At 66.6% G+C, this 16,203-nt stretch carries 14 protein-coding genes; 5 read left to right on the top strand and 9 right to left on the bottom strand.

Going from position 1 to position 16,203, the window contains the following annotated elements; all coding sequences use genetic code 11:
• Nucleotides 1–13: 13 nt before the first annotated feature.
• From NG697_RS07805 to NG697_RS07790, 4 genes are all read right to left on the bottom strand, one after another.
• Nucleotides 14–739 carry an SRPBCC family protein gene (locus NG697_RS07805; RefSeq protein WP_252613952.1) on the bottom strand — a complete coding sequence of 242 codons (726 nt, stop codon included), beginning with the start codon at nt 737–739 and terminating at the stop codon, nt 14–16.
• A 61-nt stretch (nt 740–800) separates the two neighbouring features.
• Nucleotides 801–1,853, bottom strand: a complete 1,053-nt coding sequence (locus tag NG697_RS07800) for a DUF6707 family protein (protein WP_252599813.1) — start codon at nt 1,851–1,853, stop codon at nt 801–803.
• 86 nt (nt 1,854–1,939) lie between these two features.
• Nucleotides 1,940–2,479, bottom strand: a complete 540-nt coding sequence (locus NG697_RS07795; protein WP_056349560.1) for an NUDIX hydrolase family protein — start codon at nt 2,477–2,479, stop codon at nt 1,940–1,942.
• A gap of 146 nt (nt 2,480–2,625) precedes the next feature.
• Nucleotides 2,626–3,393 carry a VOC family protein gene (locus tag NG697_RS07790; protein ID WP_252599812.1) on the bottom strand — a complete coding sequence of 256 codons (768 nt, stop codon included), beginning with the start codon at nt 3,391–3,393 and terminating at the stop codon, nt 2,626–2,628.
• Between the two features lie 77 nt (nt 3,394–3,470).
• Between NG697_RS07790 and NG697_RS07785 the strand changes: the two genes are divergently transcribed.
• The gene (locus NG697_RS07785; RefSeq protein WP_252613951.1) at nt 3,471–4,070 is read left to right on the top strand and encodes a YdeI/OmpD-associated family protein; all 600 of its coding nucleotides are present in this window, start codon (nt 3,471–3,473) and stop codon (nt 4,068–4,070) included.
• A gap of 44 nt (nt 4,071–4,114) precedes the next feature.
• On the opposite strand, the gene NG697_RS07780 is transcribed toward NG697_RS07785, so the two are convergent.
• The 4 genes from NG697_RS07780 to NG697_RS07765 form a co-directional block, all read right to left on the bottom strand.
• The gene (locus tag NG697_RS07780; protein WP_252599810.1) at nt 4,115–5,281 is read right to left on the bottom strand and encodes an ABC transporter ATP-binding protein; all 1,167 of its coding nucleotides are present in this window, start codon (nt 5,279–5,281) and stop codon (nt 4,115–4,117) included.
• Entirely contained in the window at nt 5,278–6,816 is a 1,539-nt protein-coding gene (locus NG697_RS07775; RefSeq protein ID WP_252614011.1) for an ABC transporter permease, read from the bottom strand. Before NG697_RS07775 ends, NG697_RS07780 begins: the two co-directional genes overlap by 4 nt.
• 39 nt (nt 6,817–6,855) lie before the next feature.
• On the bottom strand, nt 6,856–7,908 hold the full coding sequence (locus NG697_RS07770) for an iron ABC transporter substrate-binding protein (RefSeq protein ID WP_252613950.1): 1,053 nt from the start codon (nt 7,906–7,908) through the stop codon (nt 6,856–6,858).
• Nucleotides 7,909–8,077: 169 nt separating this feature from the next.
• Nucleotides 8,078–9,241, bottom strand: a complete 1,164-nt coding sequence (locus NG697_RS07765) for a glycoside hydrolase family 76 protein (RefSeq protein WP_252613949.1) — start codon at nt 9,239–9,241, stop codon at nt 8,078–8,080.
• Between the two features lie 103 nt (nt 9,242–9,344).
• Here NG697_RS07765 and NG697_RS07760 point away from each other — a divergent pair, with 103 nt between their 5' ends.
• Nucleotides 9,345–10,169 carry an SDR family NAD(P)-dependent oxidoreductase gene (locus tag NG697_RS07760; RefSeq protein ID WP_252599807.1) on the top strand — a complete coding sequence of 275 codons (825 nt, stop codon included), beginning with the start codon at nt 9,345–9,347 and terminating at the stop codon, nt 10,167–10,169.
• Nucleotides 10,166–11,431: an acyl-CoA dehydrogenase family protein gene (locus NG697_RS07755; protein WP_252613948.1), complete on the top strand. Its 1,266-nt coding sequence runs from the start codon at nt 10,166–10,168 to the stop codon at nt 11,429–11,431. Before NG697_RS07760 ends, NG697_RS07755 begins: the two co-directional genes overlap by 4 nt.
• A 65-nt stretch (nt 11,432–11,496) precedes the next feature.
• Here the strand turns inward: NG697_RS07755 and NG697_RS07750 are convergent, their stop codons facing one another.
• The gene (locus NG697_RS07750) at nt 11,497–12,333 is read right to left on the bottom strand and encodes a DUF1684 domain-containing protein (protein ID WP_252613947.1); all 837 of its coding nucleotides are present in this window, start codon (nt 12,331–12,333) and stop codon (nt 11,497–11,499) included.
• 211 nt (nt 12,334–12,544) lie between these two features.
• Here NG697_RS07750 and NG697_RS07745 point away from each other — a divergent pair, with 211 nt between their 5' ends.
• Together NG697_RS07745 and ppc are read left to right on the top strand one after the other, a co-directional pair.
• Nucleotides 12,545–13,180, top strand: coding sequence for an NADPH-dependent F420 reductase (locus tag NG697_RS07745; protein WP_252613946.1), 636 nt, complete (start codon nt 12,545–12,547; stop codon nt 13,178–13,180).
• Between the two features lie 197 nt (nt 13,181–13,377).
• Nucleotides 13,378–16,200 carry a phosphoenolpyruvate carboxylase gene (gene ppc / locus NG697_RS07740; RefSeq protein WP_252613945.1) on the top strand — a complete coding sequence of 941 codons (2,823 nt, stop codon included), beginning with the start codon at nt 13,378–13,380 and terminating at the stop codon, nt 16,198–16,200.
• The last annotated feature ends 3 nt before the right edge of the window (nt 16,201–16,203 follow it).

The raw sequence follows: 16,203 nt of genomic DNA, 5'->3' as shown, positions 1-16,203 counted from the left end.
CGCCGCCGATCCCTCAGCCTGCCGCTTCCGATGTGGGGTAGTTCTCAGCCCGCCAACTGTCCCAGAGCGAATGGATGGACTCCATTTTGTGGGCACCCAGATCGAAGGTCGAGGCGATCACCATGGCGCCGCCGTGGGGCCTTACGCCTTCAATGACGGGCTGGTCCGCCACGATCAGCAAGCCGTCGCCGTGCTCCGCGTAGCTGTGGACGGTAAGCCCTACCTGATGGTTGCTGCGGAACCAGACCTTGCCGGTGATTTCCTCCCCTGTGGACAGCGTCAGCCCATACGTCTCACCCGCCGCAGGCACGTCCGACAAGCCCAGCTTTTCGATGGCGGAAGCCGGCTCGCCGGGAAATTCGAAGAACATCGTATGCCGCTTGCCGTGCGGGTGGTGTTCCAGCGCGAAGCGGAGTTGCTGCAGGAACGTCAGCCAGCCTTGCGTGATGTCCTCGTCCCAGGCCGCCCACTCAGAGTTGTGGTCCAGGGCTGCCCGCGTGACACTGACCAGCGTCCCGGCGGACACCGGTTTCAGGTCGAAGACGTCGCCGCCATTGGTGGTTAGGCTGGTGTGGTCCGGGGCTTCAACCACGTTGCTGCTGAAGTAGATCCCGTCAATCTCATCGGCCAGTTCGTCAGCCTCCCAGCCGTGCCACTGGGCAACTTTGGCCGGTTCACGCAGCATGGTCCAGACCTGCGGCGCATCAGCATTTATCACCACGCTCAGATTGTTCGTCATAGCCCGAATCTACAACGCGGGCGCAGCCCCGGGTAGGGGGCAATTCCCCCACCCCGACGGCTTAGGCCCGGACGGCCTCGAGTTCGTTGCTGATCCGGCGCTGGAGTTCGCCCACGCCGATCGTCTCAGACCCGCCGTGTGCGCGCAGGAACAGCAGGGATTCGAGGCGCAGCAGCCGCCACTCCCGCTCGGCCTCGTGGTTGGAGTTGTCGATCGAGCGGAAGATCTCTTTGTCGTACAGGTTGGGTTCGTTCAGCGAACGCTGGCGCACCTTGGCGTTCATCCGCGCCTTGAACGGGTCCGTTTCCTGGGTTTCCGGCAAACGCAGCAGCTTTTCATAGACTTCGGCGCGCTCCTCCTGCCGGTCCTGGCGGCAGATGAAGCTGGACAACGCCAGCGACGCCTCCACGGACGCCCACCGGCCCGGGTTGCCGTCGAACGGGAGGACGTTGAGCAGGTCCGCCACGGTGAGCGCCCCGTCCGGATCCTTGAGCGTGATGAACAGCTCGTGGGCCAGGTCGCTGAGGTCCTTGAGGCAGCTGCCGGACTTGAAGTTGATGCCCTTGGCCAGCTTGTCCGCCAGCAGCAGCACGCCAACGGCGTCCGGGTGGGCTTCCGCGGCAGCCTCCACCACCGCTTCGGGTGTGCCCTGCGGCGCCGGAATCCGCGCCAGTTCTTCCGCGGACGGGCCGCTCATCGCGGGCGGGATGGCCGGCGGGGGAGGTACGACGACGGCGGGAGCCGCCGGGGCTGCCCCCGCTTCGCCGGTGTGCTGGGGCTGTTCGGCAGGGTGTTGCGCCGCGACCGTAAGCTGCGTGACGGCGTCGGGCGTCGTGTCCTGAACGGGGGTGCCCCGAACGGTGGTGTCCGGAACCGTGATGACCCTGACTGTTGTGTCCAGGATCTTTACGGTGGAGCCGGCCGCGATGCGGAGGGTGCCGCCGCCGGTGAGGTTTGCCAGGACCACCGCAGGGGTCCCGAAATCGTCCGGTTCAAACTCCACGTGCTGGATTTCGGCGGTGCGTTCACCGTCGGGGAGGAGGAGCTGATCGCCGGTGGTCAGAGATCCAGCCTGCTGTTCGCTGTAGTGCCTGGCGGCTGGGTTTTCGGTCATGGGAGTCCTTAAGTTCTCTTGCGGTCCGCCCTACAGTCTACAAAGCGGGGCGCCGGAAGTCGGGGACGCCGGGGAACCCGCGGGCGTCAGTGACCCACGCCCGCAAAGGCCAGCGCCTGGCGGACCAGGGCGCCGCGGCCGCCGCTGAATTCGAGCTGGACGTCGGGGCTTAGCACTTCCGCCGGGGTCATCCAGGTCAGTTCCAGGGCATCCTGGCGGGGTTCGCATTCGCCGGTCACGGGGATGACATACGCCAACGATACGGCGTGTTGGCGGTCGTCGGTGAAGCCGGTCTGGGACGGGGCCGGGAAGTATTCGGCCACCGTGAAGGGGACCGGGCTGATGGGGAGCTGCGGAAAGGCGAGCGGCCCCAGGTCCTTTTCCATATGGCGCAGGAGTGCGGCGCGGATTGTCTCGCGGTAGATCACGCGGCCCGAAACCAGCGACCGGATCATGTTCCCGTCCTCGTCGGCCTGGAGCAGCGTACCGACCTCGTTCACAAAACCCAGCGGATCCAGCCTCACCGGCACGGCCTCCACATAGATCATGGGGAGCCTCCCGCGGGCCTCAAAGAGGTCTTCTTCGGAGAGCCAGCCGGGATTGGGGTCAGGAGTGCGAACGTTCATGGTTAAGTTTTACCCCATTGGGCGGCCTCGGACCGCTGAGGGGTGAGCTATCAGCGTAAAGCGGCGCCCAAAGCGCCGGAATCTCACCCCTCGGCGGGCTTATCCGCAGAGACAGCCCCGGGCACCCCGGTCCGGATTGGAGCGGATCACGGCGCGGCGAGGCGCTGCGAGATCCAGAGCGTGGGCGGGACATGCGGGGCGGTTGTGGCTGCGGCTGTGTCGGCGGTACCTGCGCTGCCCGCGGCGTCGGGGTTGGCCACGTGCAGGGTCCGGCCGAAGGCTTCCTCGGTTTCGCTGACGTCCAGCCCGGCGGCGGTGAGCCGGTCCCGCAAGGCGCCCAGATCGCCGTCGTACTCAAATCCCAGGCCGGACCGCGGCGGCCCGGATGCCGGCCGCACCATCAGCACCCCGCCGTTCTTGGCGGTAAAGTCGGCGGTTTCGTCGGCGTCCGGGACGGGGCGGAACCTGGCGCCGATGTCCTGCAGCGTCACGGCGGCGGCGCCGGGATCCTCCGTAAACCAGACCCCGACGACGGTCAGCGCCGGATCAGCGTCAGCCGCGTTCGTCTCCCGGGCGCCTTTGTCCGCCAGGAAGCTGAAGCCGTCCCGGCCGGTGATGCGGCACGACTCGCCGTGATCGGCGGCGATGAGCTCGGCGACCGTGTTCCCGGATTCCTCCGCGGCCAGGGCGGTGCGCCGCCCGAATTCCGCCAGATCGCCCACCTCCACGCCCAAGGCAGTGGTGCCGTCGTCCGTGCCGCCGGCGTCGGCCACGTGCAGGGCCAGCCGGCCGGAACCGGCGTCGAACTCCCGCCATGGGCCGTCATCGACGGTCTTGGCCAGGCCCAGGGCAGCCAGGAGCTGTTCCCAACTGTCCGGCCGGGAGGTGAAATGGACGGGTCTGACACGCAGCATGGGTTCCTCCTCGAAACCAGGACAGGTCGGCTACCGCCATCATGCCACTTCCAGCAGAAGGCGGGCAGAATAGGGCCATGGCCATTGAACTCGAGGAACTGCTGGTAGCGGACGCGGCGGAGTGGCGGCTGTGGCTGGAACAGCACCACGCCACCAGCCCCGGCGTCTGGCTGGTGCTGCATAAGAAGGGCGGCAACGCCACTGAACTGGACTACGCAGCAGCGTTGCAGGAGGCACTGTGCTTTGGCTGGATCGACGGTCAGGGCAAAAGGCGCGACGACGACAGTTCCTTCCAGCGGATGACCCGCCGCGGCCCGAAGAGCGTCTGGTCGGCGCGGAATGTGGACCGCATCGGGAAGCTCGAGGCTGACGGCCGGATGACTGCGGCCGGCCGCGCCGCGGTCGACGCCGCCAAGGCGGACGGGCGCTGGGAAGCGGCCTATGTGGGGCAGGCGACGGCGGAAGTTCCGCCGGATCTGGCCGCCGCCATCGCTGCCGTCCCCGCTGCCCAGGCCATGTTCGACGTCCTTACCTCGGTGAACCGGTATGCCCTGATTTACCGGACGAATTCCGTGAAGCAGGCGTCCACGCGGGAACGGAAAATCGCCGGCTTTGTGGAGATGCTGGCCCGGGGCGAGGCGCCGTATCCGCAGAAGAAGAAGCCGGCCGGAGGTTAGTAGCGGCGGATTTCGACGGGCTCAATCACCGGTGCGCGACGGGCTCAATCACAAGCGGGGTCGAGCGGGAAGGCGACGGCTTCGCCCACCACGCGCAGGCAGAGTTCCATTCCCGGCCGGGCAATGGAGGCGTTCCAGTGCCGGATGGTGATGACTTCGCCGCCGCCGGGGTAGCGGTGGTCGGCGCGGTCGGCCAGTTCGGGTGGCACAGAGAGTTTGAGGCGCACGGTGGTTTCCGGGCCGAAGTAGTCGGTGTCCACCACCACGCCGCGGATGGGGCCATCCTCGGCAATGCGGATCTGCTCAGGACGCAGCATCAGCTGCACGCGGCCCTGGGCCGGCGGGCGGCGGACAGGGATTCCGCCCAGCGAGCAGGTGGCCAGCGAGCCTTCCATCCAGGCGTCCAGGATGACGGCGTCGCCCAGGAATTCCGCGGTGGCGCGGTCGGCGGGGCGGGTATAAACCACAAACGGGTTGCCGATCTGGGCCAGCTTGCCGCCGCGCATCACGGCCACCTGGTCCGCGAAGGACAGGGCCTCGGCCTGGTCGTGGGTGACCAGGACGGTGGTGACGCCGGCTTTGTTGAGGACCTTGGCCACGGCCCGCCGGGTTGCCACGCGCAGGCCGGCGTCCAGGGCTGAAAAGGGCTCGTCCAGCAGCATCAGTTCGGGTTCGCGGGCTAGTGCACGGGCCAGGGCCACACGCTGCTGTTGCCCGCCGGAGAGCTGGTGCGGCCGCCGCTTGGCCATGGAGGCGTCCAGGGAGACCATGTCCAGCAGCTCGCTGATGCGGCCCGCGGCCCCGCGGCGGCCACCCGCGAGCTTGGCCGTGTCCAGGCCGAACGCGATGTTCTGGCCCACCGTCAGGTGCGGGAAAAGCGCCCCGTCCTGAGCCACGTACCCCACCTGGCGCTTATGCGCAGGCAACCACACGCCGTCGCCCGCCACCTTGCTGCCGTTGAGCGAGATGCTGCCGGTGGCGGGGTGTTCAAAGCCGGCGATCAGCCGCAGGAGGGTGGTCTTTCCCGAGCCGGAGGGTCCCACGATGGCAGTGGTCCCGCCCTTGGCCACGGATAGGTTGACGCCTTTGAGGACGGCCTGGGAACCGAAGTTCTTGGTGACGTCGGTGATTTGCAGATGGCTGTTGGTGGTGGGTGCCACCGACGGCGCGATCCGCGGTTCCGGAAGCCTGGCGGGGGATTGTTCGGTCACTGTCCGGCCACTTTCTTGGACTGCTGGAAGAGAAGGTAGGTCATGGGTGCCGAGAGCAGGATCATCAGCAGGGCATACGGGGCTGCGCCGGCGTAGTCGATTTCGCTGCTCTTGCTCCAGAACGCGCTGGCCAGGGTTCTGGTCCCGTTGGGGGAGAGCAGCAGCGTGGCGGTCAGTTCGGTCACGACGGCGAGGAACACCAGCGCTGCGCCGCCGGCGGCCGCGGGAGCCGTGAGGCGCAACGTGATCTTCAGGAAGGCATTGAACGGAGACCTGCCCAGGGCGCGGGCCGCTTCGTCCAGTTCCTTGGGGGCCTGTGCCAGCCCGGCGCGGATGTTCACCAACGCGCGCGGAATGAACAGCAGCACGTATGCGGCCACCAGCAGCCCGGTGGTCTGGTAGATGTCCGGGGCAACGTTGATGGCCACGGTGACGAAGGCCAGACCCACTACGATGCCGGGCATGGAACTGGTGACGTAGTTGGAGAGCTCCAGGGACTTGCTGAACCACCCTGGATGCCGGACGGCCAGGTACGCCATGGGGAAGGCGACAACAGTCGCGGCCACTGCGCCGGCAAGGCCCAGCCCCAGGGTCTGCAGCAGTGCGGGGACAAACTCGTCCACATCCCAGATCTCGGCGCCGCCGGCCACGATCCAGCGGATCACAAACCACAGCGGCAGGCCGAACGCCAGGCCAGTGAGCGCCATCAGTCCCAGCTGGGCGGGAACCTGGTAGCGGTGCAGGGGGAGCCGCAGGGGCTTGGACTGGGCGCCGGAGCCGATCCGCGCGTAGCGGGCCGTGCCGCGGCTGCGGACCTCCAGCACCAGGAGGATCAGGCAGAAGAACACCAGGACGCTGGCCAGCATATTTCCCGCCGTGCCGTTGAACGTGGAAGCGTACTGCTGCATGATCGCCGTCGTAAACGTCTCAAAGCGGATCATCGCGAAGGCGCCGTACTCGGCCAGCAGGTGCAGGCCCACCAGCAGGCCACCGCCGGTGACGGCGATGCGCAGCTGGGGCAGCACCACGCGGAAGAAGACCTGCCACGGGCCCAGGCCCAGGGATGCCGCCGACTGCTCGATGGCCGGATCCAGCCGGCTGAGCGTGGCCGCGGCCGGAATGTAGACCAGCGGGAAGTAGGACAGAGTGGCGATCAGCGCGCCTGACCAGACGCCTTCCAGGGAAGGGATGGCGGACACCCAGGCGTAGCTGTTCACAAACGCGGGAATGGCCAGCGGCGCCGCCAGGAGCACGGCCCACCACTTGTGGCCCTGCAGCTTGGTGCGTTCCACCAGCCACGCGCCGCCCACGCCCGCCACCAGAGTTGCGGGCACCACGATGAGCATCAGCAGGAGGGTGTTGACCAGCAGTTCGCCCACCCGGGGGCGGAAGATCAGCTCAATGCTGGCATCCCAGCCAGTGATCGCCGTCATGTAGATGACATAGCCCAGCGGGATGAGGGCGAACAGGGCCAGCAGTGTGGCCAGGAGCGCAACCGCCAATGGCGGGCGAGGGCTGTTGCCCTTGCCCGCCATCGCCGCTTTGGCGGTTAGTTCTGGGGTTGAAACCAAAAGCTAGAGCAGACCGGCCTTGGTCATCAGCTCCGTGACCTTCTTGGAGTTCAGCTTGGAGGAGTCAACCGTCGGTGCCTGCAGTTCGGCCAGCGGAACCAACTTGTCGTTGGATGCCACGCCGGCGCCCACGGTGTACTCGAAGTCCTTGCCCGTCTGCAGCTGCTCCTGGCCCTTCTTGCCCGTGATGAAGGCGAGGAACGCGTCGGCAGCAGCCTTGTTCTTGGAGGACTTCAGCACGCCACCGCCGGATACGGAGACAAATGCGCCCGGATCCTGGTTCTTGAAGTAGTGGCTGGCCACGTTCTTGGAGTTCTCGCCGGTCTTGGCCTGGTCACCGAAGTAGTAGTAGTGGTAAATAACGCCACCTTCGATTTCACCGGCGTTGACAGCCTTCATGACCGCACCGTTGCCCTGGTAGCCCTTGAAGTTTTCCTTCATGGCCGTGAGCCACTTCTCGGTTTCGGCCTCGCCCTTGAGTTCAAGGTAGGCGGATACGATCGCCTGGAAGTCGGCGCCGGACGGCGATGCGCCCCAGCGGCCCTTCCACTCCGGACCGGCCAGGTCAGAGAGGGACTTGGGCAGCTTATCTTCGGTGAGCTTTTCCTTGTTGTACACGAACACGGTGGAGCGGGCTGCGACGCCGGTCCACTTGTTGGTGGACGGGCGGTACTCGGCCGGAACCTGCTTCTTGACCTCGTCGGTGAGATCGGCGAACAGGCCTGCGTTTTCCACCTGGGTCATGGCGGGGGAGTTCTCGGTGATGAAGATGTCAGCCGGGGACTTGTCGCCCTCCTGGATGATCTGGTTGGACATCTCGGTGTCCTTGCCCTGGCGCAGGGTCACCTTGACGCCGGTCTCCTTGGTGAACTCTTCCACCCAGGCCTTGGTCATGGATTCGTGCTGTGCGTTGTAGACCGTGATCTCGCCGGACACCTTGGCGTCTGCAGAGGCGGAACCGGTGGCTGCCGGGGTGGTGCCGCCGCAGGCGGTCAGTCCCAAGGCTGCGGTGGCGGCGAGTGCGATGCCGGCCAGAGCGCTGTTGCGGATCTTCATTGAGTGCTACTTTCTGGGGAAAAGTGTGTGGACCGACGGTCCTGGTGAGCTGGGGATAAAGGGGTGGCTCACCCGAGAAACTGTAGGTTAGCCAAACCTAAGACACCAAGCGGCATAGCCCTTAAGTGATCAGGATCACATGCATTACGGAACTGTTGCGTGCCCTAATTCATTCACGGCTTTTGTGGATGGCCGCTGCGGCCTCCAGCGCCATCCAGGCCTGCAGCTGGGTGGAAAGTTCGACGGCGGCACCTGGCGGATAGGTTGTGTCCGCCGGTTGTGCCGCGTGGATGGAGAACAGGACGTTCCCAGCCGTGGCTGATGCCGCTCCGCGGCCGGCCGGCCGGCGGCCCGCCCAGAAGGCTTCGGCAGTAGCTGTCACGAGCTCCTGCGCGGTGTTCCGGGCGGACTCCGGGAGCCGGGCATCGACGGCCGCGAGTGCCAGGTATCGGCAGAGAATCCCGGTGAAGAGTCCGCCGTCGCCCGTTCCATCGCAGCGGAGGATGCGCTGCCCCGGTACGGTGAGCCGCTTTGCGACCGCGGCCACCAGTGCCGCGGCCCTGGCGAGGTTGGCGTCGCCGCCGAGCTCCAGCAAGGCTCCCAGTACGGGGCCTTGGTTGTAGGTGTAGAGGTTGTTCTCCACTAGCACTTCGCCAGCCGGGCTGAGCCGCGCCCCGTCAACATAGAGGCCCCGGGCCTGATCAAACAGCACGGCATTGAGCCAGTCCACCAACCGCTGCGCCTTGGCCTCCTGGCCTGTCCGGGCGTAGTAGAGCGCTACGGGGGCGGTGGCCGGAGTGTTCTTGAAGTCGCGCTTTTTGCTCCAGAAGGTCCCGCCGCCGAGGTCGTCGGTGGAGGCGGAATCGAACTGCAGGGTCAGCGTCTTGCGGACCCTGGCGTTCCGGCGGCGACCGGGCTGCCGCGTCTCCTCGGCCAGGCTTTGCAGACGGTGCGTCGCCAGCGCCAGCCAGGCCATGTCGTCGTAGTAGTTGTTGACGAAGGTGAAGGCGTTGCGCAGCCGGATGCCCGTGACCAGCCTGGACGCGAGCCTGCCGGCACTGGGGTGGTGCGCGCCGTTGAACCTTGCCGCGGGGGTGGCTCCGTTGCCCAGTTCGCGGCGCCCGGCATCCACCAGGCAGTCCACGTAGTGCGCCTGCCACCAGTAGTGCCAGGGGTGGAGGAGGTTCTTCAGGTGTTTTGACGGCCATTGCACGGCGGCCAGGTGGGTTCCCGGCAGGAACAGCAGCCGCCGGCCGAAGAGTCCGGTGACGGAGCGGGCCGCCACGTTGGCCCGGTCCTGCCAGTGGGCAGGTTCGGCATCCGGCATGGTCATCCGTTCAGCCTAGTGGGTGCGGCCCACAGGATTTTCAGTTAACATGCACTAACTAATGTTCCGCGCCGGTCTTATGGTGTTGGGGCCGCATCAAGGAGGATGTATGGACGTCTTGGGTACTGTCGCGCTGATTACGGGTGGGGCTTCCGGGCTGGGCGCTGCCACAGCGAAGCGCCTGTTCGACGCCGGCGCCTCGGTGGTGCTGATCGACCTGCCGTCCTCTGCCGGTGCAGCCTACGCCGCCGAGCTCAACGCCTCAGCGCTGAACGTGGCAGCGCTGAACGCCGCCGGCGGTTCGGGGGCACAAGCGGCCTTTGTCCCCGCGGACGTCACCAATGAGGCTGAGGTGCAGGCCGCCGTCGACACTGCCGTGGCGCTGGGACCCCTGCGCATTGTTGTCAACTGCGCCGGCGTCGCCACGCCGGGCAAGGTCCTGGGCCGGGACGGCGTCCTTCCGCTGGACACGTTCAACCGCGTCATCCAGGTCAACCTCATCGGGACGTTCAACGTGCTGCGCCTGGCCGCCGCGGCCATGGTATCCACCGAACCGATCAGTACTGAGCTCGGCGGCCCCGAGCGCGGCGTCATCATCAACACCGCCTCCGTGGCAGCTTTCGACGGGCAGATCGGCCAGCCCGCCTACGCCGCTTCCAAGGGCGCAGTCGCCGCCATGACGCTGCCGCTGGCCCGTGAGCTGGCCCGCTCCCTGTTGCGGGTGGTGACCATCGCCCCGGGCATCTTTGAAACACCCATGATGGCAACGCTCCCGCAGGACACGCAGGATTCGCTGGGCCGGCAGGTCCCGCATCCGTCGCGCCTTGGCCGGCCCGCCGAATACGCGAGTCTGGTGGCCCACATCGTGGAAAATGCGATGATCAACGGCGAAACCATCCGGCTCGACGGTGCCATCCGAATGGGGCCGAAATGAGCCTGCCGGGCACGTCCGAGCCCTCCACCACCGAGCCCTCCACCACTGAACGGGCGATCGACGAGCTGCCCACCGCCGATTTTTTCGCGTTCGAGTCACTCCTCAGCTCGAAGGAGCGGGCCAAGCTGGCCGAGCTGCGGGAGTTTCTGGCCACGGAGATCGCCCCCTACGCGTCGGACTGGTGGAACAAGGCGGAGTTCCCGGCGCACATCCTGCCCAAGCTCGCCGCGCTGGAGCTGAGCACACCGGCGCAGCGCGGCTACAGCAACCTGTTCGCCGGACTGGTCATCGCAGAGATGACGCGCGTCGATACCTCGATCGCAACATTTTTCCTGGTCCACCACGACCTTTTTGTGGAATCGCTCTACGGTTTCGGTTCGGCCGGCCAGAAAGAGCGGCTGCTTGCGGACGCCTCAAGCCTGCGTATCACGGGCGCCTTCGCGCTCACCGAACCCGACCACGGTTCGGACGTTGCCGGCGGGATGGAAACGAGTGCCCGGCGCATCTCCAGTGCAACGGGAGAGCCCGACGACGACGGCGACGCGTGGGTGCTCAACGGCGCCAAGCGCTGGATCGGGAACGGGACGTTCTGCGACTACATGCTCGTGTGGGCCAAGGACGAGGCCGTGGCTGCCAACGGGCAGGGCGCGGTCCGAGGGTTCATCGTTGATGCTTCCTTGCCGGGCGTGAGCCGGAGCCGGATCGAGAACAAGATTGCGCTCCGGACCGTGCAGAACGCGGACATTGTGCTTAAGGATGTCCAGGTCGCCGAGGCCGACCGATTCGCCGGCATCAGCAGTTTCGAGGACACCAACCAGCTCCTGCGTGGCTCGCGGATCATGGTGGGATGGCAGGCGGTGGGGCAGCAGCTGGCGGCGTTCGACGTCGCCCGGCAGTACGCCGTCGAACGCCACCAGTTCGGCCGGCCGCTGGCGAAATTCCAGCTCATCCAGCAGCAGCTGGTCACCATGCTGGGCAACGCCGTAGCCAGCATGGCCATGATGGCGCGTATTGCCCAGCTGCAGGACGACGGCGTGGCGGACATGCCGCAGGTGGCCCTCGCCAAGTCCTACACCAGCGCCCGGATGCGCGAGACAGTGGCGCTGGGCCGGTCCCTCCTGGGCGGCAACGGCATCGTGACCGACTACCGGATGGCCAAAATCTTCGCCGACGCCGAGGCCATCTACACCTACGAGGGCTCGTTCGAAATCAACACGCTCATTGTGGGCCGGGCGGTCACCGGCGTCTCAGCGATCGTCTGACCCACCATTTAGCGCGAAAGGACATTTGAGGCCCCGTTCCGCTGGGCTTAAGTGTCCTTTCGCGCTCAATCAGCGAGGAGAGGCTGCTTTTCGCCGGCTTCGATCTTCGCGTCGAGGCTGTTGTTCTTCACGGGCATGGGGCAGGTGCCAAACGGGGTGAAGGCGCTGGGGTAGTTGATGGCGCGGTTGAAGTCCAGGACCACCGTGGCCTTCCCGGCCGCGTCAATGCGTGGCCGGGGCGTGGAGACTTTCCGCCACTCATCCGTTGATTCACCGTTGGTCCCGTCATGGAACGTGATGGTCAGTGCGCCCAGTTTTTCCTCCTCGGCGTGCAGACGGTACTGGTGCTCGACGCCCGGCAGCCGGAAAACCACCTCGCCCACTGAATAATGGACGCCGTCCACCAGCGGATTGGCCGTTCCGACCGGGACGGCCACCGGTTCCGGATACGCCTCGTAGGCGGCCTCAATCACGAGGTCCGGGTTGTAGTCGAACGTGGGAACGCCGTCGAACTCCGTCAGCACCGGCGAGCCGGAATCGCGGGTCCGGATGGCGTACCGGTCTGCGCGCATGGCGAGTTCCACCACTACCTGCTGCCCGTCCGCGCCGCCGAACTGCACCCACATCAGGGATTCCTCGTTGGCGAGGGAGGCGGTGATGGTCCCGTCAATGGGCTCGCCCGTTTCCACCAGCGTCAGGCCGTCGTGCGCCACAGCGGTGAGTGTCGCCGTCGTGCCGTCCGTTGACCAGAGGCCGGGGGCGACGTCGATGGCGGCGGGCCGGGATTCCAGCCACTGGAAGGAGGTGAGCGTCAGCCAGCCGTGGCGGGTGGCGAGGGCCTTGTTCCGGTTCGTGCGGAAACGCTGCCAGCGTTCCAGCTGCGCGGTTGCGGTGGTGTCCATGGTTCCTCCAAAAGGGGTTCTGATTCCCCGGCTACGACGTCAGGGTTTACAACCCGGCGCGGACGCTGTCCATTCCACCACGGACCGCCGCGGAGCACCACGGACCTCGCGCCGCGTTGCTGCCGCGGCCCTTGTCTTGCAGGCGGCGGAGAGTAACGTCGAAAGCGCGGAGCTTCGTTTCCGGACTCCCACGGCTGACCTTGGAGGAACCATGAAAATCGCGGTCCTGGGCACGGGTTTCGCAGGCCGGACCCTCGCGGGCGCGCTGTCCGCGCTGGGACACGACGTGGTGGTGGGTACTCGCGACCCGGGGGAGACTCTCGCCCGCAGCGCGCCGGACGCCATGGGCACGCCGCCCTTCAGCGAATGGCACGCAGCGCACCAGCACATAGCCCTGGAAACGTTCGCGGAGGCCGCAGCCGCGGCGGAACTGATAGTCAATGCAACGAACGGAGCGGGCGCCCTCAGTGCCCTCAGTGCCGCGCGTTCGGCCAACCTGTCGGGGAAAGTGGTGGTGGACGTTTCCAACCCGCTCGACTTCTCCCAGGGCATGCCGCCGGTGCTTAACCCGGTCAACACGGACAGCAACGCCGAACGGATCCAGCACGCGTTTCCGGAGGCGCGGGTGGTCAAAACCCTGAACACGATGAACGCAGGGCTGAAGGTTGACCCCGGACGGCTGGGCGGCGGGGACCACTCGGTGTTTGTCTCCGGCGACGACGCCGGTGCCAAGAACACCGTGACGGCGCTCCGCCAGGAGCTGGGCCACCGCGATATTATTGACCTCGGAGACATCACCACCGCCCGGGGAGCGGAGATGATGCTCCCGGTGTGGCTGCGACTGTGATCGGTGCTGGGGACCCCGGATTTCAATTTCAAGATCGTCCGCTGAAGTCCGGCGCGGCAGGGGCGGCGACCGGCGCAATATCTGAGACGGATTCCGCCTTCGCCATCCCGTGCAGGTAGCATCGATAGCTAGTAACGTGGCTCACAGTATCCAGCGCAGTGTACGAGCCAAGTCCGAACCCTCGAAAGACAGTTTCCATGGCTAACACTGCAATGAACTCCTCAACCGACCTCGCCTCTGAACTGAGGGCCGACGTCCGGCGCGTCTCCACACTGCTGGGTGAATCCCTGGTCCGCCAGCACGGCCCCGAACTCCTCAATCTGGTGGAGCAGGTCCGCCTCCTCACCAAGGAGTCCAAGGAAGCCGCCCGCGGCGGTGCCGATGCCACCGGCCCATGGAGCGCGCACGACGTCGTTGAACAGGTCCGAGAACTGCTCGGCTCCCTGCCGATCGAGCAGGCCACCGACCTGGTCCGTGCATTCGCGTTCTACTTCCACCTGGCCAACGCGGCCGAGCAGGTCCACCGGGTCCGCGGCCTGCGGACACGGAAGGAAAAGGACGGGTGGCTGGCCAAGGCCGTCACCGAAATCGCCGCCCAAGCGGGGCCCGAAGTCCTGCAGGAAGTGGTCAACGGGCTGGACGTCCGCCCCATCTTCACCGCCCACCCCACCGAGGCTTCGCGCCGTTCCGTGCTGGACAAGATCCGCAAGCTCTCTGATGTCCTGGCCGAGCCCACGAAGGAAGGCACCTCCGCGCGCCGCCGGCAGGACCGCCAGCTTTCCGAAGTCATCGACCAGATGTGGCAGACCGACGAACTGCGCCAGGTACGCCCCACCCCGGTGGACGAGGCCCGCAACGCGATCTACTACCTCGGCGGCATCCTGACCGATGCCATGCCCGAGATGCTTTCGGACTTCTCGGAACTGCTCGGTGAGCACGGCGTCAGCCTTTCGTCCCAGGACGCACCCATCCGGTTTGGGTCCTGGATCGGCGGCGACCGGGACGGCAACCCCAACGTCACGGCTGCGGTCACCCGGGAAATCCTGCAGATCCAGAACCAGCACGCCGTCCGCATCAGCATCGCGATGATGGATGAGCTGATCTCCATCCTGTCCAACTCCACCGCCTTGTCCGGCGCGGACCAGACCCTGCTGGACTCCATCGACGCGGACCTGAAGAAGCTGCCGGGCCTGGACCGGCGCGTCCTGGAGCTCAACGCCCAGGAGCCCTACCGCCTCAAGCTCACCTGCATCAAAGCCAAGCTCATCAACACGGGCAAGCGGGTGGCCGCGGACTCCACGCACGAGCACGGCCGTGACTACAGCTCCACCGAGGAACTCCTCAACGACCTCGAGCTGCTGGAGCTGTCCCTCCGCAACCACTCGGCGTCGCTCGCTGCCGACGGCGCGCTGGCCCGTGTCCGCCGCGCCGTCGCGTCCTTCGGCCTGCACCTGGCCACCCTGGACATCCGCGAGCACGCGGACCACCACCACGACGCCGTTGGCCAGCTGATGGACCGGCTGGGCGGCCCCGGCATCCGCTATGCCGAACTGAGCCGTGAGGAACGCTTCGAGGTGCTCGGCTCGGAGCTCGCCTCACGCCGGCCGCTGTCCGGCCACCCGATTAAGCTCGACGGCGTCGCTGACGGCACGTACGACGTCTTCCGTGAGATCCGCCGCGCCCTGCGCACGTACGGTCCGGACGTCATCGAGACCTACATCATTTCCATGACCCGCGGCGCGGACGACGTCCTGGCCGCGGCCGTGCTGGCCCGCGAGGCAGGCCTGATCAACCTGTTCGGCGACGCCCCCTACGCCAAGATCGGGTTCGCGCCGCTTCTGGAGACCGTGGAGGAGCTGCGTGCCTCGGCGGAGATCGTGGACCAGCTGCTGTCCGTTCCGTCCTACCGCGACCTGGTCCGGCTGCGCGGCGACGTCCAGGAAATCATGCTGGGCTACTCGGACTCAAACAAGGAATCCGGCGTGATGACCAGCCAGTGGGAGATCCACAAGACCCAGCGCAACCTGCGCGACGTTGCGGCCAAGCACGGCGTCCGTGTCCGGTTGTTCCACGGCCGCGGCGGTTCCGTGGGCCGCGGCGGCGGACCCACCTACGACGCCATCATGGCCCAGCCCAACGGCGTGCTGGAAGGCGAGATCAAGTTCACCGAACAGGGCGAGGTCATCTCGGACAAATACTCGCTGCCGGAGCTGGCCCGGGAAAACCTGGAGCTGTCCCTCGCGGCAGTGCTCCAGGGCTCGGCCCTGCACCGGGATCCGCGCACGTCGGACGACCAGCGCGAACGGTACGGGCACGTTATGGAAATCATCTCCGACGGCGCCTTCGACCGGTACCGGAACCTGATCGACCATCCTGACCTGCCAGCGTACTTCCTGGCGTCCACTCCGGTGGAGCAGCTGGGCTCGCTGAACATCGGCTCACGCCCGTCCAAACGCCCGGATTCCGGGGCGGGGCTTGGCGGCCTGCGTGCCATCCCCTGGGTGTTCGGCTGGACCCAGTCCCGGCAGATCGTCCCGGGCTGGTTCGGTGTGGGCTCGGGCCTGAAGGCTGCCCGCGAGGCCGGAAACTCCCCGCAGCTCGTGGAGATGATGGAGAACTGGCACTTCTTCCGGTCCGTTGTCTCCAACGTGGAGATGACGCTGGCCAAGACGGACATGGACATCGCCGGGTACTACGTGGCCACCCTGGTTCCCGAGGACCTGCACCACATTTTCCGCGCCATCCGTGAAGAGTACGAACTCACGGTCACCGAGATCCAGAACCTGACCGGCGAGAACGTGCTCCTGGACGCGCAGCCGACGCTCAAGCGGTCGCTGGAGATCCGGGACCAGTACCTGGACCCCATCAGCTACCTGCAGGTGGAGTTGCTCCGCCGCGTGCGGGCTGCCCAGAACGCCGAAGGCGGGAGCATCAGCGGCGCCGAGATCGACGAACGGCTCCAGCGGGCCATGCTGATCACCGTCAACGGGGTGGCGGCCGGCCTGCGCAACACCGGGTAGGAC

It is taken from the genome of Pseudarthrobacter raffinosi (genome assembly GCF_023913835.1).
In the GTDB taxonomy this organism is placed as follows: domain Bacteria; phylum Actinomycetota; class Actinomycetes; order Actinomycetales; family Micrococcaceae; genus Arthrobacter; species Arthrobacter raffinosi.
This window is presented reverse-complemented; position numbering and strand designations above follow the sequence as displayed.

Bases quoted from the DNA above. Each gene is read 5' to 3' on its own strand.
- NG697_RS07805 (WP_252613952.1), bottom strand. From the start codon at position 739: ATGACGAACAATCTGAGCGTGGTGATAAATGCTGATGCGCCGCAGGTC.
- NG697_RS07800 (WP_252599813.1), bottom strand. From the start codon at position 1,853: ATGACCGAAAACCCAGCCGCCAGGCACTACAGCGAACAGCAGGCTGGA.
- NG697_RS07795 (WP_056349560.1), bottom strand. From the start codon at position 2,479: ATGAACGTTCGCACTCCTGACCCCAATCCCGGCTGGCTCTCCGAAGAA.
- NG697_RS07790 (WP_252599812.1), bottom strand. From the start codon at position 3,393: ATGCTGCGTGTCAGACCCGTCCATTTCACCTCCCGGCCGGACAGTTGG.
- NG697_RS07785 (WP_252613951.1), top strand. From the start codon at position 3,471: ATGGCCATTGAACTCGAGGAACTGCTGGTAGCGGACGCGGCGGAGTGG.
- NG697_RS07775 (WP_252614011.1), bottom strand. From the start codon at position 6,816: ATGGCGGGCAAGGGCAACAGCCCTCGCCCGCCATTGGCGGTTGCGCTC.
- NG697_RS07770 (WP_252613950.1), bottom strand. From the start codon at position 7,908: ATGAAGATCCGCAACAGCGCTCTGGCCGGCATCGCACTCGCCGCCACC.
- NG697_RS07765 (WP_252613949.1), bottom strand. From the start codon at position 9,241: ATGACCATGCCGGATGCCGAACCTGCCCACTGGCAGGACCGGGCCAAC.
- NG697_RS07760 (WP_252599807.1), top strand. From the start codon at position 9,345: ATGGACGTCTTGGGTACTGTCGCGCTGATTACGGGTGGGGCTTCCGGG.
- NG697_RS07755 (WP_252613948.1), top strand. From the start codon at position 10,166: ATGAGCCTGCCGGGCACGTCCGAGCCCTCCACCACCGAGCCCTCCACC.
- NG697_RS07750 (WP_252613947.1), bottom strand. From the start codon at position 12,333: ATGGACACCACCGCAACCGCGCAGCTGGAACGCTGGCAGCGTTTCCGC.
- NG697_RS07745 (WP_252613946.1), top strand. From the start codon at position 12,545: ATGAAAATCGCGGTCCTGGGCACGGGTTTCGCAGGCCGGACCCTCGCG.
- ppc (WP_252613945.1), top strand. From the start codon at position 13,378: ATGGCTAACACTGCAATGAACTCCTCAACCGACCTCGCCTCTGAACTG.